The sequence below is a fragment of the Leifsonia araucanica genome (assembly GCF_051161895.1).
Taxonomy (GTDB): Bacteria; Actinomycetota; Actinomycetes; order Actinomycetales; family Microbacteriaceae; genus Leifsonia.
On the sequence record NZ_JBMBTW010000002.1, the window covers coordinates 3,736,962 to 3,762,021 of the forward strand.

The 25,060-nt window shown below is 68.9% G+C and carries 22 protein-coding genes and 1 pseudogene; 16 read left to right on the forward strand and 7 right to left on the reverse strand.

All coding sequences use genetic code 11. The annotated features are described in order from the left end of the window. Positions 1-2 precede the first annotated feature (2 nt). The 3 genes from sdhC to ACN6M5_RS17975 all read right to left on the reverse strand — a co-directional run bounded on the left by sdhC (position 3) and on the right by ACN6M5_RS17975 (position 3,055). Complete coding sequence (sdhC, locus tag ACN6M5_RS17965) at positions 3-419, reverse strand: succinate dehydrogenase, cytochrome b556 subunit (protein ID WP_085369253.1); 417 nt, start codon at positions 417-419, stop codon at positions 3-5. Positions 420-551: 132 nt separating this feature from the next. Beyond that, entirely contained in the window at positions 552-1,844 is a 1,293-nt protein-coding gene (locus tag ACN6M5_RS17970) for an alpha/beta hydrolase (protein WP_434951950.1), read from the reverse strand. Between the two features lie 86 nt (positions 1,845-1,930). Continuing rightward, on the reverse strand, positions 1,931-3,055 hold the full coding sequence (locus ACN6M5_RS17975) for a mannose-1-phosphate guanylyltransferase (protein WP_168688837.1): 1,125 nt from the start codon (positions 3,053-3,055) through the stop codon (positions 1,931-1,933). Between the two features lie 74 nt (positions 3,056-3,129). On the opposite strand from ACN6M5_RS17975, the gene ACN6M5_RS17980 reads away from it, so the two are divergent. The 11 genes from ACN6M5_RS17980 to ACN6M5_RS18030 all read left to right on the forward strand — a co-directional run bounded on the left by ACN6M5_RS17980 (position 3,130) and on the right by ACN6M5_RS18030 (position 14,694). Continuing rightward, positions 3,130-4,284, forward strand: coding sequence for a glycosyltransferase family 4 protein (locus tag ACN6M5_RS17980; RefSeq protein WP_434951952.1), 1,155 nt, complete (start codon positions 3,130-3,132; stop codon positions 4,282-4,284). Positions 4,285-4,338: 54 nt separating this feature from the next. Next, the gene (locus ACN6M5_RS17985; protein WP_085369176.1) at positions 4,339-5,472 is read left to right on the forward strand and encodes a magnesium and cobalt transport protein CorA; all 1,134 of its coding nucleotides are present in this window, start codon (positions 4,339-4,341) and stop codon (positions 5,470-5,472) included. A 179-nt stretch (positions 5,473-5,651) separates the two neighbouring features. After that, positions 5,652-6,734 (forward strand): BMP family lipoprotein, encoded by a 1,083-nt coding sequence (locus ACN6M5_RS17990; RefSeq protein WP_168688839.1) that lies wholly within the window; start codon positions 5,652-5,654, stop codon positions 6,732-6,734. 190 nt (positions 6,735-6,924) lie between these two features. Next, positions 6,925-8,445 (forward strand): ABC transporter ATP-binding protein, encoded by a 1,521-nt coding sequence (locus ACN6M5_RS17995; RefSeq protein ID WP_434951956.1) that lies wholly within the window; start codon positions 6,925-6,927, stop codon positions 8,443-8,445. Beyond that, positions 8,442-9,725, forward strand: coding sequence for an ABC transporter permease (locus ACN6M5_RS18000; protein WP_434951958.1), 1,284 nt, complete (start codon positions 8,442-8,444; stop codon positions 9,723-9,725). The genes ACN6M5_RS17995 and ACN6M5_RS18000 overlap by 4 nt, the downstream gene beginning before the upstream one ends. Beyond that, on the forward strand, positions 9,722-11,044 hold the full coding sequence (locus tag ACN6M5_RS18005) for an ABC transporter permease (RefSeq protein WP_085369173.1): 1,323 nt from the start codon (positions 9,722-9,724) through the stop codon (positions 11,042-11,044). The genes ACN6M5_RS18000 and ACN6M5_RS18005 overlap by 4 nt, the downstream gene beginning before the upstream one ends. Further along, positions 11,041-11,463: a cytidine deaminase gene (locus ACN6M5_RS18010; RefSeq protein WP_168688841.1), complete on the forward strand. Its 423-nt coding sequence runs from the start codon at positions 11,041-11,043 to the stop codon at positions 11,461-11,463. Before ACN6M5_RS18005 ends, ACN6M5_RS18010 begins: the two co-directional genes overlap by 4 nt. A gap of 10 nt (positions 11,464-11,473) precedes the next feature. Continuing rightward, the gene (locus tag ACN6M5_RS18015) at positions 11,474-12,784 is read left to right on the forward strand and encodes a thymidine phosphorylase (RefSeq protein ID WP_434951962.1); all 1,311 of its coding nucleotides are present in this window, start codon (positions 11,474-11,476) and stop codon (positions 12,782-12,784) included. Positions 12,785-12,817: 33 nt separating this feature from the next. Beyond that, positions 12,818-13,939, forward strand: coding sequence for an adenosine deaminase (locus ACN6M5_RS18020; protein WP_168688843.1), 1,122 nt, complete (start codon positions 12,818-12,820; stop codon positions 13,937-13,939). A gap of 24 nt (positions 13,940-13,963) precedes the next feature. Beyond that, positions 13,964-14,422 carry a PTS sugar transporter subunit IIA gene (locus ACN6M5_RS18025; protein WP_085369169.1) on the forward strand — a complete coding sequence of 153 codons (459 nt, stop codon included), beginning with the start codon at positions 13,964-13,966 and terminating at the stop codon, positions 14,420-14,422. Next, entirely contained in the window at positions 14,422-14,694 is a 273-nt protein-coding gene (locus tag ACN6M5_RS18030) for a PTS sugar transporter subunit IIB (protein ID WP_085369168.1), read from the forward strand. The genes ACN6M5_RS18025 and ACN6M5_RS18030 overlap by 1 nt, the downstream gene beginning before the upstream one ends. Before the next feature lie 21 nt (positions 14,695-14,715). Here ACN6M5_RS18030 and ACN6M5_RS18035 read toward each other — a convergent pair whose 3' ends face one another. Then, positions 14,716-15,027 carry an ArsR/SmtB family transcription factor gene (locus ACN6M5_RS18035; RefSeq protein ID WP_085369167.1) on the reverse strand — a complete coding sequence of 104 codons (312 nt, stop codon included), beginning with the start codon at positions 15,025-15,027 and terminating at the stop codon, positions 14,716-14,718. A gap of 59 nt (positions 15,028-15,086) precedes the next feature. On the opposite strand from ACN6M5_RS18035, the gene ACN6M5_RS18040 reads away from it, so the two are divergent. Next, positions 15,087-16,388, forward strand: coding sequence for an MFS transporter (locus ACN6M5_RS18040; protein WP_434951966.1), 1,302 nt, complete (start codon positions 15,087-15,089; stop codon positions 16,386-16,388). Here the strand turns inward: ACN6M5_RS18040 and ACN6M5_RS18045 are convergent. Together ACN6M5_RS18045 and ACN6M5_RS18050 are read right to left on the reverse strand one after the other, a co-directional pair. Further along, positions 16,293-17,993 (reverse strand): phospho-sugar mutase, encoded by a 1,701-nt coding sequence (locus ACN6M5_RS18045; protein ID WP_434952441.1) that lies wholly within the window; start codon positions 17,991-17,993, stop codon positions 16,293-16,295. The two genes, ACN6M5_RS18040 and ACN6M5_RS18045, sit on opposite strands and share 96 nt — an antisense overlap. A gap of 5 nt (positions 17,994-17,998) precedes the next feature. Continuing rightward, positions 17,999-18,832 (reverse strand): purine-nucleoside phosphorylase, encoded by an 834-nt coding sequence (locus tag ACN6M5_RS18050; RefSeq protein WP_434951969.1) that lies wholly within the window; start codon positions 18,830-18,832, stop codon positions 17,999-18,001. Positions 18,833-18,917: 85 nt separating this feature from the next. On the opposite strand from ACN6M5_RS18050, the gene ACN6M5_RS18055 reads away from it, so the two are divergent. From ACN6M5_RS18055 to ACN6M5_RS18070, 4 genes and pseudogenes are all read left to right on the forward strand, one after another. After that, positions 18,918-20,354 carry an NAD(P)H-quinone dehydrogenase gene (locus ACN6M5_RS18055; protein ID WP_168688846.1) on the forward strand — a complete coding sequence of 479 codons (1,437 nt, stop codon included), beginning with the start codon at positions 18,918-18,920 and terminating at the stop codon, positions 20,352-20,354. Positions 20,355-20,381: 27 nt separating this feature from the next. Next, positions 20,382-22,043, forward strand: a complete 1,662-nt coding sequence (locus ACN6M5_RS18060; protein ID WP_434951972.1) for a cation:proton antiporter — start codon at positions 20,382-20,384, stop codon at positions 22,041-22,043. A gap of 194 nt (positions 22,044-22,237) precedes the next feature. Beyond that, positions 22,238-22,369, forward strand: a pseudogene (locus ACN6M5_RS18065) (type IV toxin-antitoxin system AbiEi family antitoxin domain-containing protein); the annotation flags it as partial. 216 nt (positions 22,370-22,585) lie between these two features. Continuing rightward, the gene (locus ACN6M5_RS18070) at positions 22,586-23,320 is read left to right on the forward strand and encodes an endonuclease domain-containing protein (protein ID WP_434952452.1); all 735 of its coding nucleotides are present in this window, start codon (positions 22,586-22,588) and stop codon (positions 23,318-23,320) included. Here the strand turns inward: ACN6M5_RS18070 and ACN6M5_RS18075 are convergent. Further along, a complete protein-coding gene (locus ACN6M5_RS18075; RefSeq protein ID WP_434951974.1) occupies positions 23,236-24,999 on the reverse strand; it encodes an acetyl/propionyl/methylcrotonyl-CoA carboxylase subunit alpha in 1,764 nt (587 codons plus the stop codon). The two genes, ACN6M5_RS18070 and ACN6M5_RS18075, sit on opposite strands and share 85 nt — an antisense overlap. Between the last annotated feature and the right edge of the window lie 61 nt (positions 25,000-25,060).

Sequence of the window (25,060 nt, forward strand, 5' to 3'; positions counted from 1 at the left end):
GGTCAGTGCCCCTCTCCGAAGATGTGGATGAGCTGCACCGGGACGAAGCCGGCCATCAGCACCACCCAGAGCACGATGACGGTCCAGAACATGACCTTCTGGTACTTGACGCCCTTGCTCCAGAAGTCGATGAGGATGATCCGGATGCCGTTGAAGGCGTGGAAGACGATGGCCGCGACCAGGGCGATCTCACCGAGTCCCATGATGGGGTTCTTGTACGTCCCGATCACCGCGTTGTACGCCTCGGGGCTGACCCGGATGAGCGAGGTGTCGAGGATGTGCACGAGGAGGAAGAAGAAGATGGCGACGCCCGTGATGCGGTGCAGCACCCACGACCACATTCCCTCTCGGCCCCGGTACAGTGTCCCGCCCGGCCTGTTCTTGGTCGGCTGCAGGGTTCCTGCCGCTTGATCTGGCACGAACAACCCTCCCTGGTTGTGGTCGCTTGCTGACGCGCTGGAGCGCTGCACCAGTCTATGCCGCACGGCTGTTCCACGCTGCTTAGGCGTGCCTAAGTGTCTCGACGTCGAGACAAATCGGCGCGCATCGGCTCAGGAGGGAGCGGCGAGTCCGAGAACCGGATAGAGCACCCGGAAGCCCTCTTGCAGGCCTCCGGTGAGTGCCTTCTGCACGTGGCCGCCGTTGTGCACCTCGTGGTAGTCGACGTTCATCCCGACCTGCCTGGCCGCTGCGGCGACCCGGAGGGCGACGGGCCGGTACATCGCGTCGTCCGAGCCGACCGTGAACACGGCGGTGGTGTGCCGGAAGTCCTTGCCGCGCATGAGCCGCAGCGGCTTCTGGTCCTCGTACGCGTCCCTGTCGCCGCCGAAGACGTCGTGCAGCACGGCCGCCTCGTGGTCGGAGCCGGGGAACTCCTCGCCGGAGATGTCGATCAGGTTGCTGAACAGGTCGGGTCGCTTGACCGCGATCGAGAGCGCGCACTGCCCGCCGTTGGAATACCCGGCGATGGTCCAGAACCGGCGGTCGTGGGTGATGTTCAGGTGCTTCTGCGCCCAGTCGACGACATCCTGGGTGAGGAAGGTCTGCGCCTTGCCGAACCGCTTCGTGTCGAGGCACAGCGGATCCTTGAGGGGGTCGCCGAGCTGGTCGGCGACGATCACGATGGGCGCGAGGCCGCCGTGCTTCGCCGCGATCGGGTCGAGCACCGCCGCCGCCTGGTACGGGTCCGGGTTGCCCGGCTGGCCCATCAGCATCACGACGAGGGGGAGCGGAGGCGGGTTCTTCACGAGCGCCGCCGGCGGGAGGTAGATGCCGGCGGGACGGGAGGGGAAGCCCGATCCCGTGTTCGGGATGACCTGGCTCCCGGTCTTGCCGTGCTCGGGAAGGTCGGCAGGGGGCGTCCAGTGCTTCCAGAGCTGCGTGTCGTACCCGGATGCCGCTGTCGGCGGTGTGAGCCGGATGGGCTTGTCCGTCGAGATGGAGAGCAGGTTGCCGAGCGTGCGATTGATCCCGTATGTCGCGTTGACCGCCAGCGTCCCCGCCGCGATGAACACCGGGATGCATGCCACCGCAACGATCTTCCGCCACCGGGGCGACCGCCACAGGTTCGCCACGGCCAACGCCACCGCACAGCAGGTTGCGGTGATCCACGCGTAGTTCACCAGGCCGAGCGACGTGCCGAAGAGGTCGAGCCAGCGGACGGCGACCAGCCAGATGCCCACGGAGACCACGAGTCCGGCCGCGACGGCGGAGAGGGCGGTGACCAGCCAGCGCGCCGTCGGGCGGCGCACGAGCAGGAACGCGACGGCGACGCCCGCGAGCGCGAGCACGGCCACGATGACAGGGCCATCGACGACATCGGTCGTCAGCAGCGCGTCGAACATTGAATCCACCCCCGGCTGCCTGTCGGGATCTTCGGGTGCGCGACAGGCGCCGGACGGAACGCTAGCGCATCCGGATGGCTGCGCCCTTACAACACGTCGCTGGAACCGGTGAGCTTCAGCGCGTCCACGACGGCCTTCACCCGCTGGGCATTCTCGCTCGTGGTGACGAGCAGTGCGTCCGGGGTGTCGACGACCACGATGTCCTTCACGCCGATGAGGCTGATCACCCGGCCGGACTGGCTGACCACGATGCCGCTCGATGCGTCGGAGAGCACGCGGGCGTTCTCTCCGAGGATCGCGAGGTCGGACTTGCGGCCGCCCGAGTTGAGCTTGGCGAGAGACGCGAAGTCTCCGACGTCGTCCCAGTCGAAGTAGCCGGGGATCACCGAGAGCACGCCGCGGCTGGCTGCCGGCTCCGCTACCGCGTAGTCGATGGCGATCTTCTCGAGGCCGGGCCAGATGCGGTCGACGGCCGGCCCGCGGGTGGCAGGGTCGTCCCAGGCCTCTGCGAGCTCGAGCAACCCGGCGAGCAGTTCGGGCTTGGAGCGGCCGATCTCCTCGAGCAGACGGTCGGCGCGGGAGATGAACATGCTGGCGTTCCAGAGGTACGCGCCGCTCGCGAGGTAGCCCTCCGCCGTCTCCAGGTCGGGCTTCTCGACGAATTCGGTCACCGAGATGGCGCTCGGCGCCCCGTCGATGGCGAGCCCGTCCCCGGTGCGGATGTAGCCGAAGCCGACGGCAGGCTCCGTGGGCCGGATGCCGATGGTGGTGATGTACCCGGCGTCCGCGGAGGCGATGGCCTCGCGGACGGCGGCGCCGAACAGGGGCTGGTTCTTGATGACGTGGTCGGCCGCGAATGAGCCGATGATCACGCCGGGCTCCCGCCGCTCCAGGATGGCGGCCGCGAGGCCGATGGCCGCGGTGGAGTCGCGCGGCTCGGACTCGAGCACCACGTTGTGGTCGGCCAGGGTCGGCAGCTGCGCCTCCACGGCCGCGCGGTGCGCTCGCCCGGTGACCACCATGATCCGCTGCTCGCCGGAGAGCGGGGAGAGCCGGTCCCAGGTGTCGCGCAGCAGGGTCTGTCCCGAGCCTGTGAGGTCGTGCAGGAACTTCGGCGCGTCGGCTCGGGAGAGCGGCCAGAGCCTGGAGCCGATGCCGCCCGCCGGGATCACTGCGTAGAAGCGATCGAGCGCGCTGGAGGTATGTGCCATATCGAAAGGATACCGAGCCCTCCCGGACACGAGCCGTTCACGCCGGGGTCACCCGCCCTGCCTAGCCTGGCGGCATGCGCGTAGCGGTGGTCAGCGAGAGCTTCCTCCCCACAGTGAACGGGGTGACCACGAGCGTCCTCCGGGTGCTCGACCATCTGGCGGCCGCCGGGCACGAGGCGATCGTGGTGTGCCCGGATGCGGGAGCGCCGGCCGAGTACGCCGGGTTCCGCATCCACCAGGTGCCGTCCGTGGCGTACCGCCAGTTCCCCGTCGGGCTGCCGAGCCCGCAGGTGCAGCGCATCCTGGCCAGGTTCGAGCCGGATGTGCTGCACGCGGCATCCCCGTTCCTGCTCGGCGCGCAGGCCATCGCGGCGGCGAACAGGCTGGCCGTGCCGTCCGTCGCCGTCTACCAGACCGACGTCGCCGGGTTCGCCCGCCGCAACGGGCTCGGGATGACCTCGGCCATCGCCTGGAAGTACGTGCGCTGGGTGCACGACGGGGCGGACCTCACCCTCGTACCGTCCGCCGCGTCCGAGTACGACCTGCGCACGGCGGGCGTGCGAACGCTCGCCCGCTGGGGGCGCGGCGTCGACCTGGAGCGATACCACCCCAACAACAGGAGGACGCCGGCCGCCATCGCACTGCGCGACCAGCTGTCCCCGGACGGCGAGCTCGTCGTCGGCTATGTCGGCCGCATCGCACCGGAGAAGCAGGTGGAGCGGCTGAGGGCGCTCCGCGGCATCCCGGGCCTGCACCTCGCCATCGTCGGCGACGGCCCTGCCCGAGCGGCGGTGTCCCGCGAACTGCGCGGGATGCCCGTGACCTGGCTGGGCAGGCTCGGCAGCGCCGACCTCTCCGCGGCGTATGCGAGTTTCGACATCTTCGCGCACACCGGAACGGAGGAGACGTTCGGGCAGACCATCCAGGAGGCGCACGCCTCCGGCGTCCCGGTGGTCGCGCCGCGGGCGGGAGGGCCGATCGACCTGGTCGAGCACGGCGTCGACGGCCTGCTCGTGCAGCCGTCGGACGACAGGGCGCTGCGCGCAGCGGTCGGCATGCTCGCCGCCGACGCCCCACTGCGCTTCCGGATGGGCGAGGCAGGCAGGCGGGCCGTGCTCGGACGGAGCTGGGACGCCGTCTGCAGCGAGCTCGTCGCGCACTACGGCAGCGTCATCTCCGGGGCGCGCACGCGCGTCCAGCGTGGCGGCAGACAGCGCGCGTACAGTTAGGTGGCCCTGCGAGCAGGACCGGTCCACCCGTACGCTCCACTCCGGAGGTGACTCATGGCCTCGAACACCAATCGACGCGGCATCCCGATGCCCTTCGTCTCTCGCTCCCGCCGGGTCGACCCTCCCTCCGACGAGTCGGTGGAGCAGAATCCGCCCCGCCAGCCGCGCCCGAGCATGGTCGACAGCGCGATCTACTCCAACGGCCACCGGGTGGCCTCTCCGCAGAGCCTCGCCGAGACCTACCGCGCGCTCGACGCGACGGAGGACGGCGTGGCCTGGATCGGTCTCTACCGTCCGACCGCCGAGGAGCTGATGTCGCTCGCCGACGAGTTCGGCCTGCACCAGCTGGCCATCGAGGACGCGATCGTCGCCCACCAGCGTCCCAAGCTGGAGCGCTACGACACGGTGCTCTTCGTCGTGCTCAAGGCGGCCAACTACCTGGACGTGCCTGAGGAGGTCGACTTCGGCGAGCTGCACCTCTTCGTCGGACCGAACTTCGTCATCACGGTGCGCCACAGCGAGTCGCCCGACCTCTCGCACGTGCGCCAGCGCATGGAGAGGGAGCCGGAACTGCTCGCCCTCGGCACGCAGGCCATCCTCTACGCGATCATCGACGCGGTGGTGGATGCGTACAGCCCGGTCGTCGCCGGCCTCGCCAACGACATCGACGAGATCGAGACCCAGGTGTTCGGACGGGATGCCCTGGTCTCCCGGCGCATCTACGAGCTGTCGCGCGAGGTCATCGACTTCCAGAGGGCGACGCATCCATTGACCGCCGTGATGGATGCGCTGGAGCACGGGTCGTCGAAGTACGGCGTCACCCAGGAGCTGCAGCGCGGGCTGCGCGACGTCGCCGACCACCTCACGGTGGTCAATGAGCGGGTCGACGGCTTCCGGCAGCTGCTGCGCGACATCCTCACCGTGAACTCGACCCTCGTCTCCGAACGGCAGAACGAGGAGATGACGAGACTCGCGCACTCCACCCACCGGCAGGGCGAGGAGGTCAAGCGCATCTCGTCCTGGGCGGCGATCCTCTTCGCGCCGTCACTGGTCGCCGGCGTGTACGGGATGAACTTCACGCACATGCCGGAACTCGACTGGACGTTCGGCTACCCGCTGGCGATCCTGGCCATGCTCGGGCTGAGCGGACTCCTCTACTTCGTGTTCAAGAAGCGCGGGTGGCTGTAAACGGGGGACACGCGATGGGGGCCAGGATGCTCAAATGAGCAGGTGCCAAACAGGCGTGCGTTTGTAACGCTTGCATGAAGAAGCCGGATATTCGAACGGAGCAGTTCGTCACATTCGGTAACGTGAACAGCAAATGGCCTCCTTCACCCGCGGAGGCCTGCATCTTGGAGGACACCACCTTGACAATCACAGCCCGTAAGGCCGGAGTGCTCGGCCTGGTAGCGGTCGGCGTCATGTCGATGCTGGCCGCGTGTTCGGCTGCCCCGTCGGACACCTCGACCACCGGAGCAGCGAAGAGCGACTTCCTGCCCTGCATGGTCTCCGACGCCGGCGGATTCGACGACAAGTCGTTCAACGAGACCAGCTACAACGGCATGGTCAGCGCGACGAAGAGCCTCGGCATCAGCTACAAGAAGGCCGAGTCGAAGAACGCGAACGACTACAGCCCGAACATCCAGAGCATGGTCGACCAGAACTGCAACCTGATCATCTCGGTCGGGTTCAACCTGAAGGACGCCACTGAGAAGGCCGCCAAGGCCAACTCGGACATCGACTTCGCCACGGTCGACGACAACGAGATCACGGCGGACAACGTGCGCCCGATCATCTTCGACACCGCTCAGGCCGCCTTCCTCGGCGGATACGCGGCGGCCAGCTACTCGAAGTCCGGCATCGTCGGCACGTTCGGTGGCATGCAGTTCCCGACCGTCACGATCTTCATGGACGGCTTCGCGGACGGCGTCGCGTACTACAACCAGCAGAAGGGCAAGTCCGTCAAGGTCGTCGGCTGGGACGTCAAGGCTCAGAACGGTGCGTTCACCGGCGGCTTCGACGCCAACGACACCGCCAAGACCACGGCTCAGGGCATCATCGACCAGGGCGCTGACGTGATCATGCCCGTCGGCGGTCCGATCTACCAGTCGGCAGCGCAGGCGATCAAGGACTCCGGCAAGGACATCGCGATGGTCGGCGTCGACACCGACGTCTTCATCTCGGACCCGTCGGTCAAGGACATCCTGCTCACCTCGGTGATGAAGGGCCTCGACACCGCGACCGCGTCCGTCGTCAAGGACGCGGCGAAGGGCAACTTCACCAACACGCCGTACGTCGGAACGCTGAAGAACGACGGCGTCGGCCTGGCCCCCTTCCACAACTTCGAGTCGAAGGTGGACAAGGGCCTGCAGGGCGAGCTGGACAAGATCAAGGCCGGCATCATCGACGGCTCGATCACGGTCGAGTCGCCGTCGTCGCCCAAGGCGTAACAGCGACATCGCACTATCGGGGAGGTCAGCTCGCGCTGGCCTCCCCGTCTTTTGGCCCTTGTCACTGCTGCTCAACTGAGCACACACTGACATATGTGCAAAAGGTAGGGTGAAGACGCGCAACGAGGCCCATCCGCCGTTTCGCGCGTCATCGCTCCACCCGGGCGAGTAGAGAAGGAACCCCACCCGAATGAAGCTCGAACTTCGCGGCATCACCAAACGGTTCGGTGCCCTGGTCGCCAACGACCACATCGACCTCACGGTCGAACCAGGCGAGATCCACTGTCTGCTCGGCGAGAACGGCGCAGGCAAGTCCACCCTGATGAACGTCCTGTACGGCCTCTACCAGGCCGACGAAGGCGAGATCCTGCTGGACGACGTCGTCCAGCACTTCGCCGGACCGGGCGACGCGATGAAGGCCGGCATCGGCATGGTGCACCAGCACTTCATGCTGATCCCCGTGTTCACGGTCGCCGAGAACGTCATGCTCGGCCACGAGGAGACCGGGTTCGCCGGGCGCCTCGATCTCAACGCCGCCCGCAAGCGGGTGCGCGAGATCTCGGACCGCTTCGGCTTCGACGTCGACCCGGACGCACTGATCGAGGACCTGCCCGTCGGCGTGCAGCAGCGCGTCGAGATCATCAAGGCGCTGTCCCAGAACGCGAAGGTGCTCGTGTTCGACGAGCCGACCGCCGTGCTCACCCCGCAGGAGACCGACGAGCTGATGGCGATCATGCGCCAGCTCAAGGAGCAGGGAACGGCCATCGTCTTCATCACCCACAAGCTGCGCGAGGTGCGCGAGGTCGCGGACCGGATCACGGTCATCCGCCTCGGCAAGGTCGTCGGCGAGACCGAGCCGACCGCCACGAACACCGAGATGGCGTCGATGATGGTCGGCCGCGCCGTCGAGCTGACCGTTCACAAGGAGCCGGCGACGCCCGGCGCTCCCGCCCTCATCGTCCGCGACCTGTCGGTGATCGACCCGATCGGGCAGCTCGTCGTGAACAACGTCAGCTTCGACGTCAAGGCGGGCGAGATCCTCGCCATCGCCGGAGTGCAGGGCAACGGCCAGACCGAGCTCACCGAGGCGATCCTCGGCCTGCAGCCGCGCGTCGAGGGCACGATCGAGCTGGACGGCAAGCACATCCAGGGCCACAGCGTCCGCCGGGTGCTCGACGCCGGTGTCGGCTTCGTTCCGGAGGACCGCAACGAGGACGGCCTGGTCGGCGAGTTCACCATCGCGGAGAACCTGATGCTCGACCGCTCGAACGGCGAGCCGTTCGTCAAGGGAGGCAACCTGCAGCTCGGCTACCGCGCCGAGTTCGCCGAGGACAAGATCAAGGAGTTCGACGTGCGCGCTCAGGGCGTCGACACCAAGGTCGGCAAGCTCTCCGGCGGCAATGCGCAGAAGGTCGTCCTCGCCCGCGAGCTGAGCCGTGACCTCAGCCTGTTCGTCGCCGCTCAGCCCACTCGTGGCCTGGACGTCGGATCCATCGAGTTCGTGCACAAGCGCATCGTTGCGACACGGGATGCCGGCATCCCCGTCATCGTCGTCTCGACCGAGCTCGACGAGGTCGCGGCCCTCGCCGACCGGATCGCCGTGATGTACCGCGGGGGAATCGTAGGAATCGTGCCGGGCAACACCTCGCGTGCCGTGCTCGGCCTCATGATGGCCGGCGAGCTGCCGGCGGATGTGGAGCTCGCAGCATGAGCCAGACCGCCCAGGCCCCCGAACCCACCAAGGGTCCGGAGCCGACGAAGGCCCCGGCCGTCGAGCCGCCGTCCCGCTGGCAGGTCGCTTTGCGCGACATCGCGGGCGGAAGCGTGGTCATCTCGATCCTCGCCGTCGTCATCGCCCTGGTGATCGGCGCCATCCTGATCGCGATCACCGACCCGAACGTGCAGAAGGCGTCCGGGTACTTCTTCGCCCGTCCAGGTGACACCTTCGGGGCCATCTGGCACTCGGTGTCGAGCGCGTACGTCTCCCTGTTCCAGGGCTCGATCTACAACTTCCGCCGTCCGTCGTTCGCGGCGGGCATCCGGCCGCTGACCGAGACACTCACCTTCGCCACGCCGCTGATCGCCGGTGGCCTCGGCGTCGCCCTCGCCTTCCGCGTCGGCATGTTCAACATCGGTGGCCGCGGCCAGATGCTGATCGCCGCGGGCGCAGCAGGCTGGGTGGGCTGGTCGTTCAACCTCCCTCCCGTGCTGCACCTGGTGCTGGCCATCGCCGCCGGTATCGCCGGTGGAGCGATCTGGGGCGGCATCGCCGGTCTGCTCAAGGCGCGGACCGGTGCGCACGAGGTGATCGTCACGATCATGCTCAACTACATCGCCTTCTACCTGCTGGCGTACTTCCTCCGCACGCCCGGCCTGTTCCAGATGGCCGGATCGAGCAACCCGAAGTCGCCTCCGGTGAAGCCGAACGCCATCCTGCCCCCGCTGTTCGGCAACCAGTACAACCTCACCTGGGCGTTCGTCATCGTCATCGCGCTGACCGTCTTCGTGTGGTGGCTGCTCAACCGTTCGGCGATGGGCTTCCGGTTCAAGGCGGTCGGTGAGAACCCGAACGCCGCCCGCGTCGCCGGCATCGACGTCAAGAACGTCTACTTCGTCGCCATGCTGATCGCCGGTGGCCTCGTCGGCTTCGCCGGTGTGAACCAGGCGCTCGGCACCTTCCCGCAGGGCATCACCTCCGACCTGGATGCCGGCATCGGCTTCGACGCGATCACCGTCGCGCTGCTCGGCCGCTCCCGGCCGTGGGGCACCTTCATCGCCGGACTGCTGTTCGGCGCTCTGAAGGCGGGAAGCTTCGCGATGCAGGCGGCCAACGACATCCCGATCGACATCGTGCTCGTCGTGCAGTCGCTCATCGTGCTGTTCATCGCGGCCCCGCCGCTGGTGCGGGCGATCTTCCGCCTGCCCACCCCGGGCGTCGCGTCCAAGAAGTCCCCCCTTCCCGTCGTCAGCAAGGAGGTGGCAGCGAAGTGAGCACCGTCACCGAGACCCAGCCAGGCATCCCGTCGAGTGACCAGATCGTCCTCGAGCGCACCCAGATCAAGAGCTGGAAGGCGCCGATCGCGCTGGGCGTCTTCGCCCTGCTCGCCATCGTGCTCTTCGTGTTCCTGCCCAGGCAGGGGGAGAGCAGCTTCCGGTTCGCCGACCCTGGCGACTTCTTCGCCATCCCGCTGCTGACCGTGCCGACGCAGGCGACGAGCATCGTCTGCGCCATCCTGTGCGCGATCCTGGCCGTCGGCGCGTACTTCTACATCGCCTCCGGCCGCAAGGTGCCGATCTGGTACGCCATCGTCTTCGCGCTGGTGTTCATGTTCGGGTTCCTCACCTGGGCGGCCGCCGGCCACACCGTGCCGTTCACCGGCCTGCTGCTCGGCAGCGTGAGCCTCTCCGTGCCTCTGGTGTTCGGCGCACTGGGCGGCGTCATCTCCGAGCGCGCCGGTGTCGTGAACGTGGCGATCGAGGGCCAGTTGCTCGCCGGGGCGTTCGTCTCCGCGTTCATCGCCTCGGTGGCGCAGCACGTCTGGCACCTGCCGGTCGTCGCAGCGCTCATCATCGGGATGCTGTCGGCGATGCTCGCCGGTGTGCTGGTGTCGTTCGTGCTCGCAGCCTTCGCGATCAAGTACCTGGTGGAGCAGGTGATCGTGGGTGTCGTGCTGAACGTGCTCGTCACCGGACTCACGAGCTTCCTCTTCTCCACCGTGCTGTCCAACGACATCCCCGTGCTGAACAACCCTCCGCGGTTCGAGCGCCTCCCGATCCCGCTGCTCAGCGAGATCCCGGTGATCGGCCCCGTGCTGTTCAAGCAGACGATCATCGTCTACCTGATGTACATCGCGGTGTTCCTGGTCTGGTTCGGGCTGTTCAAGACCCGCTGGGGTCTGCGCGTCCGCGCCGTCGGCGAGCACCCGAAGGCGGCGGACACCGTCGGCATCAACGTCAATGGCACCCGGTTCTGGAACGTGTCGCTCGCCGGAGCCGTCGCCGGCCTCGGCGGGGCGTACTTCACGCTCGCGTCCGTCGGCGCGTTCGGCAAGGAGATGACGAACGGCGCGGGCTTCATCGCCCTCGCGGCGGTCATCTTCGGGCGCTGGGACCCCATCCGGGCCACCCTGGCCGCCCTGCTGTTCGGCTTCGCGTCGTACCTGCAGACCACGCTCGGGATCATCGGAGCGCCGGTGCCCAGCGAGTTCATGCTGATGCTGCCGTACGTGGTGACGATCTTCGCGGTCGCCGGCCTCGTCGGCATCTCCCGCGCCCCAGCGGCCGACGGCAAGCCGTACATCAAATCATGAGTGCGGAAGACGCCGTCGACTGGGATGCGCTCCGTGCCGCGGCCCGAGAGGCGATGACGCACGCGTACATCCCGTACTCGAAGTTCGCGGTCGGCGCCGCTGCACTGGTCGACGACGGCCGGATCGTGTCCGGCTGCAACGTCGAGAACGCCAGCTACGGCGTGACCCTGTGCGCAGAGTGCGGACTCGTCTCCGCGCTGCACATGTCCGGCGGAGGCCACCTGGTGGCGTTCACCTGCGTGGACGGCGACGGGAACGTGCTGATGCCGTGCGGGCGCTGCCGCCAGCTGCTCTACGAGCACTCGGCGGAGGGCATGGTGCTCGAGACCGTCTCCGGTTTCCGCACCATCGACGAGGTGCTGCCGGATGCGTTCGGCCCCCGCCAGCTGACCGAGTACGCCGCAGCGCACAACCACTGAGAGAGCACACATGAGCGAGACCGCAGGCACGGTCGAGGCGTTCGACGCCGTCGACCTCATCCACACCAAGCGCGACAGCGGCGAGCTGTCGACGCCGCAGATCGACTGGCTGATCGACGCGTACACCCGCGGCTACGTCGGCGACGAGCAGATGGCGGCCATGACGATGGCGATCTTCCTGAACGGGATGACCCGCCGCGAGATCAAAGACCTCACCATGGCCATGATCGCCTCCGGCGAGCGGATGAGCTTCGAGGGCCTCGGCAAGCCGACCACGGACAAGCACTCCACCGGCGGCGTGGGGGACAAGATCACCCTGCCGCTGATGCCGCTCGTCGCGACGTTCGGCGCAGCGGTGCCGCAGTTGTCCGGGCGTGGGCTCGGGCACACGGGAGGCACGCTCGACAAGCTGGAGAGCATCCCGGGCTGGCGGGCCAACCTGACCAATCAGGAGATGTTCGACCAGCTGCGGGATGTGGGCGGCGTGATCTGTGCAGCAGGCTCCGGCCTCGCGCCCGCCGACGGCAAGCTGTACGCGCTGCGCGACATCACCGGCACGGTCGAGGCCATCCCGCTGATCGCGTCGTCGATCATGAGCAAGAAGATCGCGGAGGGCACCGGCGCGCTCGTGCTGGACGTGAAGTTCGGCTCCGGTGCGTTCCTCAAGGACATCGAGAAGTCGCGCGAGCTGGCGCGCACGATGGTCGACCTCGGGCGGGACGCCGGCGTCGCGACCTCTGCGCTGCTCACCAACATGAACGTGCCCCTCGGCTTCGCCATCGGCAACGCCAACGAGGTGCGCGAATCCGTCGAGGTCCTGGCGGGTGGAGGACCGGCAGACGTCGTCGAGCTGACCATCGAGCTGGCGCGCGAGATGCTCGCTCTCGCGGGCAAGACCGACGTGGATGTCGAGGCAGCCCTCAAGGACGGCCGCGCGATGGACAAGTGGCGCGAGACCATCCGCGCGCAGGGTGGAGACCCGGACGCTCCTCTTCCGGTCGCCAAGGAGACGCACACGGTCGTCGCCGACCGCGACGGCGTGCTGGTCGAGCAGCAGGCGCTGCCGTTCGGCATCGCGGCCTGGCGCCTCGGCGCAGGACGCGCCCGCAAGCAGGACCCCGTGCAGCACGCCGCGGGCGTCGACCTGCACGCGAAGCCGGGCGACACCGTCCGCGTCGGCGACCCGCTGTTCACGCTCTCCGCCGACGAGCCGGCCCGCTTCGAGCGCGCGCTCGAAGCCCTCGACGGCGCGTACCGCATCGGCGACGCGGGCGAGCCCGTGCTCACCGGCGGCCCGCTCATCGCGGACCGCATCTCCTGAACCGGCCACCATCGCTGAGATAGATTGAAGGACATGAGTAAAGAAGCAGACGGCGGGTACAGGCTCAGCGACGGCACGAGCATCCGGGAGTTGCCGAAGGTGTCGTTGCACGACCACCTCGACGGCGGGCTGCGCCCGTCGACCGTGATCGAGCTTGGTGCAGAGATCGGCCTCGAGCTGCCGACCTCCGACGCCGGCGACCTGGCCAGCTGGTTCGGCGAGAAGTCGAACTCCGGTTCCCTCGTCGAGTACCTCAAGACCTTCGACCTCACCACCGCCGTCATGCAGACGAAGGAGGGGCTCAGCCGCGTCGCGCGCGAGTTCGTCCAGGACCTCGGTGAGGACGGCGTCGTCTACGGGGAGGTCCGCTGGGCGCCCGAGCAGCACCTCGGCCGCGGCCTCAGCCTCGACGAGACCGTCGAAGCCGTGCAGGACGGCATCGAGCAGGGCATCGACGACGTCCGCTCGACCGGCAAGCGCATCCGGGTCGGCCAGCTGGTCACTGCGATGCGTCACGCCGACCGCGGGCTGGAGATCGCCGAGCTGGCCGTCCGCCACCGCGACAACGGCGTGGTCGGCTTCGACATCGCCGGCGCGGAGGCCGGGTTCCTTCCCGCGCGCCACCGCGACGCGTTCGACTACCTCGCCGCCCAGTTCTTCCCGACCACCGTGCACGCCGGAGAGGCGGACGGGTTGGAGAGCATCAAGAGCGCCCTGATCGACGGCCGCGCCCTGCGCCTCGGACACGGCGTGCGCATCGCGGAGGACATCACCATCGAGCGCCAGGACGACGAGAACACCTACGTCACCCTCGGCTCGCTCGCCCAGTGGGTGAAGGACCGCGAGATCGCGCTGGAGACCAGCCCGACCTCGAACCTGCAGACCGGCGCCATCGCCGCGTGGGGCGACGACATCCTCGACCACCCGTTCGACCTGCTCTACCAGCTCGGCTTCCGGGTGACCGTGAACACCGACAACCGCCTGATGAGCGGCACGTCGCTGACCCGTGAGCTGAGCATCCTGGCCGACGCGTTCGCCTACGACCGCACCGACCTCGAAGTGTTCCAGCTGAACGCCGCAGGCTCCGCCTTCCTGCCCCTGGAGGAACGCGAAGAGCTCGCCGACATCATCACAGCGGGTTTCGAGGGTTCGTAACCCGCGGGAAGCTACGCTTGAGCCATGCCACTGCCACCGTTGCCCGATTCCGCCATCACCATCGGAGCTCACGCCTCCGACTGGCGTGAGGCGGTCGAACTGGCAGGGGCGGCTCTCGCCGCTTCCGGCGCGACGCAGGAGAGCTACGCGGAGCGGATGATCCAGGTCATCGACGAGTTCGGCGCATACATCGTGATCGCGCCTGGACTCGCTCTCGCGCACGCCCGTCCTGGGCCGGATGTGCTGGCGGACGGCCTCTCGGTCGTCACCCTGGCCGACCCGGTCGTCTTCGGGCACCCGCACAACGACCCGGTCTCCGTGGTCATCGGCCTCGCCGTCTCGTCGCCGGAGGCGCACGTGACGAGTGTGGCCCAGCTGGCCAACGTGTTCAACGATCCGGAGTCGATCCCCGCCCTCGCGGCGGCTCAGGATGCCGCGGACGTGCAGCGCATCATGGCCGCGAGCGAGCAGGGCGCCGCCTGATGAAGATCGTCGCCATCTGCGGGGCGGGCATCGGCACGTCCGGCATCCTCAAGGTCAACGCGGAGCGCGTGCTGAAGCGGCTCGACATCGACGCTGACGTGACCGCGTCCGACATCGCCGGGCTCGCGAGCGCCGCGTCGAACGCGCAGGTCATCCTGACCTCGCCGGAGCTGGTCGACAAGATCGGCCAGACCAACGCGGACATCGTGGTGGTCGACAACTACTTCGACCTGGACGAGCTCGAACAGAAGCTCGACGAAGCGCTCGGCTGAGCTGCGTCTCCGTCGAGGCGGTCAGGCGTCCGCGGCGACCAGCGCGTCCACCAGCCCGGGGAATCGCGCGTCGAGTTCCGCTCTGCGCAGCTGGATGGCGTGGGTGCGTCCGTCCACGATCGTCAGCGTGACGCCCGCCTCGCGCAGCGCCTTGAAGTGGTGGGACAGCGTGGACTTCTGCACGTCGAAGCCCCATTCGGTCGCGGCCTTGGCGTGCGGTTGCCCGTCGGCGAGCACGCGCACGATCTGCAACCGGATGGGGTCGGCGACGGCGCGCAGCACGTCGACGAGTTCGACATCCTCGATGGCGGGAGCCGGGTAATCCGCCGACATGAGACCGCCCTTCGAAAAATAGTTTGACAACCATCGAACAATAGTCGTATCTTGACCGTATGACGTTCGTCGAACAATCATATCGCAGATCCACTCCCGCGCTGTTGATCCTCGCGCTCGCGCTGTTCGTGGTCGCGACCAACGCCTTTGTGATCGCAGGCCTCCTGCCGCAGATCGCCGACACCCTCGGGGCTACGCCCACCCAGGTGAGCTACTCGATCACTTCCTATTCGCTCGTGGTCGCCATCGCGTCCCCCGCGGTGTCGATCCTGCTTCCGCGGGTCCCTCGCACCATTCTCATGGCCGGCGGGCTCGCGTTCTTCGCGGTCGGAGCCGCCATCGCGGCAGCAGCACCCGACCTCGCCGTCTTCATCACGGGACGGACGCTCTCCGGGCTGGGAGGGGCCGCCCTCGTGCCCACCGCCACGGCGGCCGCCACCACCTTGGTCAGCCCGCAGCATCGCGGCCGGGCGCTCGCGATCGTCGGGGCGGGCTTCACCCTGGCGACCGCGGTCGGCTCGCCGCTCGGCACCGCCCTCGGCGGGCTGGCCGGCTGGCGGCTGCCGCTCTGGTGCCTGGTCGGGCTGGGCGTACTGCTCTCCGTCGCGATCCCGTTCGTGGTCCGCGGGGTGCCGCTGCCCCCTCCGGTGTCTCTGCGACGCCGGATGGCGCCGCTCGGCGACCGCCGCATCCTGGCTCCGCTCGGCACGACGCTGCTGATGGTGGCCGGGTTCAACATCGTCTACATCTTCTCGGCGGCCGTCACCCACGCATCCACGGGCGGCTCCGGCGCCCTCCTGGCCGTGCTCCTGCTGGCGTACGGCGCCGCGGGCGTGCTCGGCAACGTAGTGGCCGGCCCGCTCACCGACCGCTTCGGCAGCCGGGTGGTCGCTGCAGTGGCCCTCGGCGGTCAGTCCGTCGCGCTGATCGTGCTGACCTTCGTCGAGGCCTCGTTCGCCGCATCCATCGTCGTGTTCGCGTTCTGGGGGATCGCCGCGTTCGCCATCGCGATCCCGGTGCAGCACAGGCTCGTGCACGTCGACCCGGCGTCCGCGGCGCTCACCCTGTCCTGGTACTCGACCGCGATGTACGTCGGGATCGCCATCGCACCCCTGATCGGAACGGCGGCGCTGAGCGCCGGTGGGCCGGTCGCCGTGCCCGTCGCGGGCGCCGTGGTCACCGTGCTCGCCCTCGGACTCTTCCTGGTCGGCTACGCCAGGCGGACGAACGGTGCCGGTGCAGGCGCCGCTCGTCCGGAGACGGCGTCAGAGGGCCGTGAGCTCCCGCATCCCGTCGGCGAGGGCGGCGACGCGGGCGGTCGCGGTCGCGCGGCGCTCGGCGACGGTGCCGTCGGACGATGACGCGTCGATGTAGATCTTGAGCTTCGGCTCCGTGCCGGACGGCCGCACCATCACGCGCGAGCCGTCCGCCAGCAGGATGCGCAGCACGTCGCTCGGCGGGAGGTCGCCGAAACCGTCGATCAGGTCGTCGATCTGCTGCACCGTCACGTCGCCGATGGCGGACGGAGGGGTGGCGCGCAGCGCCGCCATGATGCGGCCGATCTGCGACAGGTCGGTGACCCTGATCGAGATCTGGTCGGAGGCGAAGTAGCCGAACGTCTCGGCGAACTCGTCCAGGTGGTCCGCGATGGTCTTCCCGTCGGCGGCGAGACTGTTGGCCAGGTCGAGGAACGCGGTCGCGGCGGAGATGCCGTCTTTGTCGCGCACGGTCTCCGGGTTCACCAGGTAGCCGAGCGCCTCCTCGTAGCCGTAGATCAGGTCGGTGGCGCGGGAGACCCACTTGAAGCCCGTGAGGGTGTTGGCGAAGTCGAGGTGATACTTCTCCGCGACGGCGGCGAGTGCCGGCGACGACACGATGGAGCAGGCCAGCGTGCCGAAGGCGGCCTGGTCCGGTCCTGCTGCGGCCTCCGCCAGCCGGGCAGCGCGCCAGCCGAGGATCGCGCCGACCTCGTTGCCGCTGAGGCGGCGGTAGCCCGCGTCGCTCGATGCGTCGGGGATCGCCACGGCCAGGCGGTCGGCGTCCGGGTCGTTCGCGATCACCAGGTCGGCGCCGGATGCGCGGGCGGCCTCGAACGAGAGGTCCATCGCGCCCGGCTCCTCCGGGTTGGGGAAGGCGACGGTCGGGAACGCCGGGTCCGGGTCGATCTGCGCGGTCACCACGGTCGGCTCCGCGAACCGTGCGGCGGCGAACACGTCGCGGGCCGTGCGCCAGCCGACGCCGTGCATCGCGGTGTATGCGAAGGAGACCGCATCCCGGGCAGCAGTAGTGGATGCGACGGAGGCGGTGGCGTCGATGTACGCGCGCTCGATGTCGTCGGCTCCCACCTCGTACGCGTCGGAACGCGGCAGGTCGAGCACGCTGCCGGCGGCGACCTCCAGGATGCGCGACTCGATCTCCGCATCCACGGGGGAGACGATCTGCGAGCCGTGGTTCTCGCCGCCCAGGTAGACCTTGTATCCGTTGTCGTTCGGCGGGTTGTGGCTGGCCGTGACCATCACACCGGCGCTCACGTCGAGGTGGCGCACCGCGAACGCGAGCACGGGCGTCGGCAGCAGCCGGGGGAGCAGAACGGCGCGCACCCCTGCTCCCGCCATCAGCTCCGCGGTGTCGCGGGCGAAGACGTCGGAGTTCTTGCGCCCGTCGTAGCCGATCACGACGGAGGGGGTCTGCCCGTCCGCGTGGTCGAGCAGGTAGCGGGCGAACCCGGCGGCCGCCTGTGCGACCAGCACCCTGTTCATCCGGTTGGGGCCCGCTGCGATCTCGCCGCGCAGCCCGGCCGTGCCGAAGGCGAGCCTCGCGTCGAAGCGCGAGTGCAGGTCGGCGACGGCGTCGGCCGACCCGGCCTGCGCGGCCACGATGAGGTCGTTCAGCTCGTCGCGGGTCTCCGCATCCGGGTCTTGCGCGACCCAGGCCTGCGCCCGCTCGATCAGGTCGTCCGTCTGCACCTCGCTCACAGGGCCTCCACGATCTGGGCGAGGAGAGCGCTGATGACCGGCTCGGCCTCGCGTCCGGCCTCGATGACCTCCTGGTGGCTGAGCGGCGTCTTCTGGATGCCCGCAGCCAGGTTGGTGATGAGCGACATGCCCAGGATCTCCATCCCGGACTGTCGTGCGGCGATGGCTTCGAGCGCCGTGGACATGCCGACGATGTGGCCGCCGATGGTCTTGGCCATCTGCACCTCGGCCGGGGTCTCGTAGTGCGGGCCGCGGAACTGGGTGTACACGCCCTCGTCGAGGCTCGGGTCGATGGTCTTCGCGAGCTCGCGCAGCCGCTTCGAGTAGAGGTCGGTGAGGTCGATGAACGTCGCGCCCTCGAGCGGCGAGTCGGCCGTCAGGTTGATGTGGTCGCTGATCAGCACGGGCGTTCCCGGCTTCCAGTGCTCCTTGATGCCGCCGGCGCCGTTCGTCAGGATCATCGTCTTCACGCCGGCAGCCGCCGCGGTGCGCACGCTGTGCACGACCCGGCGGACGCCGTGGCCCTCGTAGTAGTGCGTGCGCGCACCGATGACCAGGGCGCGCTTGCCGTTCGGCAGCAGGACGGAGCGCAGCGTGCCGACGTGGCCTTCCAGCGCCGGCTTGCCGAAGCCGACGATCTCGGTGGCGGGGATGGTGGCGGTCGTCTCACCGATGAGGTCGGCCGCTTTGCCCCAGCCGCTGCCCAGTGTCAGTGCGATGTCGTGCTGTGCGACGCCGGTCTTCTCTGCAAGCTGCTCTGCCGCGAGCCTGGCGACCTCGAACGGGTCGGTGGCCGGGTCGTCGAGCGGGTTCGTGATGGATTCAGGCATGAGCCAACTCTACTGAGCGGGCCGCGAGCGCACAGGAAGAGCCCGGGTGCGCATCCGTGCGCCAGGATACGAGAGAATAGAGGTCATGGCCTATGAATTCGAGCGCAAGCAGAGGATCGCTGTACTCGGGGGTGGGCCTGGCGGGTACGAAGCAGCCCTCGCCGGTGCCCAGCTCGGTGCAGACGTGACCCTGGTGGAGCGCACAGGCGTCGGCGGATCCGCCGTCATCACCGACGTCGTCCCGTCGAAGAGCCTCATCGCGACGGCGGAGGCGGCCAACGCCATCGGAGAGGCCGCCGACCTCGGCGTCCAGTTCTTCACCCGCGGAGAGACCGGCAAGCCGGTGCGCCCGGAGGTCGCGGTGAACCTCGCCGCCGTCAACAAGCGGCTGGTGGGCCTCGCCAGGCAGCAGTCGGAGGACATGCGTGCCGAGCTTGTGCGCGCCGGTGTGCGCATCGTCTCCGGCCAGGGCAGGCTCGACGGGTCGAGCGCGATCATCGTCTCGACCGCGAGCGGCGCGGCGGGCACGGACTTCGACAGGATCGAGGCGGACACGTTCGTCGTCTCCGTCGGCGCGAGCCCGCGCATCCTGCCGTCCGCCGTGCCGGACGGGGAGCGCATCCTGACCTGGACGCAGCTGTACGACCTCGACCGCATCCCGGAGCACCTGATCGTGGTCGGTTCCGGTGTGACCGGCGCCGAGTTCGCCTCCGCGTACACGGCCCTCGGCTCGAAGGTCACCCTCATCTCCAGCCGCGACCAGGTGCTGCCCGGCGAGGACGCCGACGCCGCGAGGGTCATCGAGAACGTCTTCAAGCGCAACGGGATGCAGGTGCTCTCCAAGTCCCGTGCTGAGTCGATCGTGCGCACGGAGGACGGCGTCGTCGCGACCCTCTCCGACGGCAGGACGGTCGAGGGAAGCCACTGCCTGATGGCGGTCGGCTCCGTGCCGAACACCAGAGGGATCGGGCTCGAAGAGGCCGGCGTGCAGCTCACCGAATCCGGGCACATCCGGGTCAACAGGGTGGCGCGCACGTCCATCCCGAACATCTACGCCGCCGGAGACTGCTCCGACCTGATGCCGCTCGCATCGGTCGCGTCGATGCAGGGGAGGACCGCGGTCTTCCACGCGATGGGGGATGCGGTCAACCCGTTCGAGCTGCGCAACGTCACTTCCAACATCTTCACCCAGCCGGAGATCGCGACGGTCGGCTGGAACCAGAAGCAGATCGAGGAGGGCATCGCGCAGGGCGACATCTACAAGCTGCCGCTCAAGTCGAACCCGCGCGCCAAGATGCTCGGCATCAAAGACGGCTTCGTGAAGCTGTTCGCCCGCACCGGTTCCGGAACGGTGATCGGCGGCGTGATCGTCGCCCCGCGCGCGTCCGAGCTGATCTTCCCGCTCGCGCTCGCCGTGGAGCACCGCCTCACCGTCGACCAGGTGGCGCGGGCGTTCACGGTCTACCCGTCGCTGTCCGGCTCCATCTCGGACGCCGCCAGGGCGATGCACATCGTGCTCTGAGCCCCACCTTCGCGGTAGGGTCGCGGGGTGGAAATCCTCCTCGTGATCGTCCTGGTGCTGCTGGCCATCGCCGGCGCGACCACGCTCGGGCCGAAGCTCGGCGTGGCTGCTCCGCTCGTGCTCGTGGTGCTCGGCATCGGGGTCAGCTTCCTGCCGTTCGTGCCGCCGCTGACGATCGAGCCGGAGTGGATCATCGCGGGCGTGCTGCCCCCTCTGCTCTATTCGGCGTCGGTGTCGATGCCCGCGATGGAGTTCCGGCGCGAGTTCACCGCGATCGGCGGGCTGTCGGTCCTGCTGGTGATCGTCAGCTCGGTCATCCTCGGTCTGTTCTTCGCCTGGGTGATCCCCGGCATCGGCATCGCGTGGGGCATCGCCCTCGGTGCGATCGTGAGCCCGACGGATGCGGTGGCGACCTCGATCGTGAAACGCTCGGGGGTCTCGCCGAGGGTCGTGGCGATCCTGGAGGGGGAGAGCCTGCTGAACGACGCGAGCGCTCTGGTGCTGCTGCGGACCGCCATCGCCGCGGCGGCTGCGTCGTTCTCGCTCGGCGGGTTCATCGGATCGTTCGCGTACTCGGTGGCGGTGGCGGTGGTGCTCGGCTGGGCGGTCGGGCGGCTGAACCTGATCGTGCGGGCGAAGGTCACTGACGCGACGGTGAACACGGTGCTGTCGTTCACCGTGCCGTTCCTTGCATCCATCCCGGCTGAGGCGCTCGGCGCATCCGGTCTGGTGGCGGCCGTCGTGGCCGGGCTCATCACCGGCAGGCGTGCTCCCCGGGTGCTCTCCCCTCAGCACAGGCTCTCCGACGCCCAGAACTGGCGGACGGTCGAGCTGGTGCTGGAAGGGCTCGTGTTCCTCACGATGGGCCTGGAGCTCTTCGGCATCGTCACCGATGTGCAGAACGATCACGCCGGGTTCCTGCCCGCTGTGCTCGTCGGGCTGGGCGCGCTCCTGCTCACCGTCCTGGTGCGCGCGGCATACGTCGCCCCGCTGCTGGCGAGCCTGTCCCGCCGGGCCAGACGCGGCGAGAAGATGCGGCCGAGGATCGAGAGCATGCAGGGCAGCCTCACCGATCCAGAATCCGCGACGACGGCGCTCGCCAAACGCGGAGGCCCAGGCGCCAACCGCCAGCTGAGCGCGGCGGACGTCGGACGGTTCGCCACCAGACTGCGCCGCACGATCGCGGACATCGACTACTTCAAGGCCGCACCCCTCGGCTGGCGAGAGGGCTCGATCGTCGTCTGGGCCGGGATGCGCGGGGCGGTCACGGTCGCGGCGGCGCAGACCCTGCCGCACGACGGCACCCCGAGCCGTTCCCTGCTGGTGCTCATCGCGTTCATCGTCGCTGCCGCCTCCCTGCTCATCCAGGGCGGGTCACTCGGCTGGGTGGTGCGCCTGGTGAAACCGGCGCCGGTCGACGAGGCGCTGGAGCGCGAGGAGGAGATCCGCCTGATGACGCTGCTCCGGGATGCGGCGGAGACGGTGCCCCTGACCGCGCCGCTCGAACGCACCCCGGAGGCGTTCCTGGCCCAGAAGGAGGCGAGGCTCGACCGCATCCAGGCCCAGCGCAGGGCCCTCCTCGACGCCCGAGACGACGGCGCCTTCAGCGCCGACCTGCTCCTGAACGCCCTCAACAACCTCGACGCCGACCAGATCAGCATCGAGCTGAAAGGCGACCCGGTCGCCTGAGCGCCGCGCCGGTCCCATCCCGCCCCCGGGCACTCCGTTCGAGCGGAGATCACGGCCCAATCGGCCAGAATCTCCGCTGTTGCGGACTTTCCGGCGGCGTGTCGCTCGTCCCCTCCGGTTCAACACATTCGGCCCTTTTCCACAGATTTCCGGATGCGCCCGCGTCGCGCTCACCGCGCATCCACACTCGATGCATGCACACCTGGAATCTCACGGAACTCGGCGGGATCGCTTCGCGATCGCAGCTCGCAGCGGCGGGCGCGCGCCCGCCTGAACTGACGCGGGCCGTGCGCGACGGAACGCTCGTGCGGGTTCGGCGGGGCCTATACGCCCTCCCGAACACGCGCGGGCCCGCACTCGATGCCGCTCGCCGGGGCGGTCGCCTCAGTTGCGTCTCCGCGGCCAGGACCTACGGGTGGTGGGGAGGAATGGATGCGCGCACGCACCTCCGGGTTCCACCCACCGCGCATCTCACCGAGCCACGGTCGCCGTCCTGCGTGGTGCACTGGGCGGAGTCGCAACCCTGCCGCGACGTCTGGAGGGTGTCGAAAGCAGACTGCCTTCGGAGCGTCGTCCGCTGTGCAGACCAGGAGACGGCGATCGCTGTGCTCGACACCGCCCTGTCCGACGGAGCCGTCCGGATGCACGAGTTGGTCGAGATGTTCGCGGGCGAGCCTGCACGCTCGCGGGCGACGGCGCTCCTCGCTCAGCCAGGCTCGGGTTCCGGAGTGGAGTCGATCGCCCGGCAGCGGCTGACGGCTGCCGGCTACACCGTCGAGCAGCAGGTCGCCGTGCCTGGTGTCGGCAGAGTGGATCTGCGGGTGGACGGCTGGCTGTTCATCGAGCTCGACGGTTTCGAGTACCACCGCGATCGGGATGCGTTCGAGCGGGACCGCGCGCGGGACCTGGGACTCGCCGTGCTCGGCGCGGGCAGGTTGCGGTTCTCGGCCAAGCAGGTGCTCTCCGAGTGGGATTCGGTGCTGGACGGCATCCGGGCTGTCGTTCGGCAGGAGATGTCGCGAGACACGCCGATGGCTCGTCCGTTCGGGCGGAGAACGCAGCGCCAGGACGCTGGTCTTCCGTTCGAGCGGAGAACCGGGGACAGAGCCGCTGGTGTTCCGTTCGAGCGGAGCGCGGAGGGCAGGGGCGCTGGTCCTCCGTTCGAGCGGAAGGAGGACCAGCGCCGCGAGCCTCAGACGATGTTGAGCAGGAGGTGGCCGGAGGAGACGGTCTCGCCGACGGCGGCGTTGATACCGGCCACGGTGCCGTCTTTGTGAGCGGTGAGCGGCTGCTCCATCTTCATGGCCTCGAGCACGAGCACGAGATCGCCCTTGACGACCTCGTCGCCGTCGGAGACCGCGAGCTTGACCACGGTCGCCTGCATCGGGGCGGTCACCGAGTCGCCGGTCGCGGTGTCGACGGCGTGCGCTCCGCCGCGGCGGCGTGGGGCCGGGCTGGATGCGCCCGTATCCGCTCCTCCGGTGAGGAGCTTCGCGGGGAGGGAGACCTCGATGCGCTTGCCCTCGACCTCGACAACGACGTTGCTGCGGCGCTCCGCGGGGGCCGCGTCGGCGAGCTCGCCGGACCAGGGGGCGATGTCGCCCTGCCAGTCCGTCTCGATCCAGCGGGTGTAGATGGAGAACGGCTCGCCGTCCTGCGGTGCGAACGCGGGATCGCGGACGATGGCGCGGTGGAACGGGAGCACGGTCGGCAGGCCGGCGACCTCGAACTCGTCGAGGGCGCGGCGGGAGCGTTCGAGTGCTTCCTCGCGGCTCGCACCGGTGACGATCAGCTTGGCGAGCATCGAGTCGAACGAGCCGCTGATCACGTCGCCGGCCTGGATGCCGCTGTCGACGCGGACGCCGGGGCCGCCCGGCGCCTTGAAGACGTGCACGGGGCCGGGCGACGGGATGAAGCCACGGCCCGCGTCCTCGCCGTTGATGCGGAACTCGAACGAGTGGCCGCGGGCGATCGGGTCGTCGTAATCGAGCTCTCCGCCTTCGGCGATGCGGAACTGCTCGCGCACCAGGTCGATCCCGGTGACCTCTTCGGAGACCGGGTGCTCGACCTGCAGGCGGGTGTTCACCTCGAGGAAGGAGACCGTGCCGTCCTTGCCGATGAGGAACTCGCAGGTGCCTGCGCCCTGGTAGCCGACCTCCTTCAGGATGGCCTTGGATGCGCTGTAGAGCTGGTCGGTCTGCTCCTGCGTGAGGAACGGGGCCGGCGCCTCCTCCACGAGCTTCTGGTGCCTGCGCTGCAGGGAGCAGTCGCGCGTGGAGACGACGACCACGTTTCCGTACGCGTCCGCGAGGCACTGGGTCTCGACGTGACGCGGCTGGTCGAGGTACTTCTCGACGAAGCACTCGCCGCGGCCGAACGCCGCGATGGCCTCGCGGGTCGCGGACTCGAAGAGCTCGGCGACCTCGTCGCGGGTGCGGGCGACCTTGAGGCCGCGTCCACCGCCACCGAAGGCCGCCTTGATGGCGACAGGCAGACCGTGGATGTCGACGAAGTCGAGCACCTCGGAGGCATCGGCGACCGGGTTCAGGGTGCCGGGAGCGAGCGGGGCGCCGACCTTCTCGGCCACGTGGCGGGCGGAGACCTTGTCGCCGAGGCGCTCGATCGCATCCGGGGACGGGCCGATCCAGGTCAGGCCGGCCGCGATGACGGCGCGGGCGAACTCGGCGTTCTCCGCGAGGAAGCCGTAGCCGGGGTGCACAGCGTCTGCGCCGGACCTGCGGGCGATGGAGAGCAGCTTGTCGATGACCAGGTACGTCTCCGCGCTGGTCGTGCCGTCGAGCGCGTACGCCTCGTCGGCGAGCCGGACGTGCATGGCGTCTCTGTCCTGGTCGGCGTAGACCGCGACAGACGCGATACCGCTGTCCTTCGCTGCGCGAACGACCCGGACGGCGATCTCGCCCCGGTTGGCGATGAGGACCTTGGTGATACGTGGCACAGTTTCCTAGCCTATTGCTCAGTCGGGGGAGCCTTTTGGGCGATCCCCACAAAAATGGTCG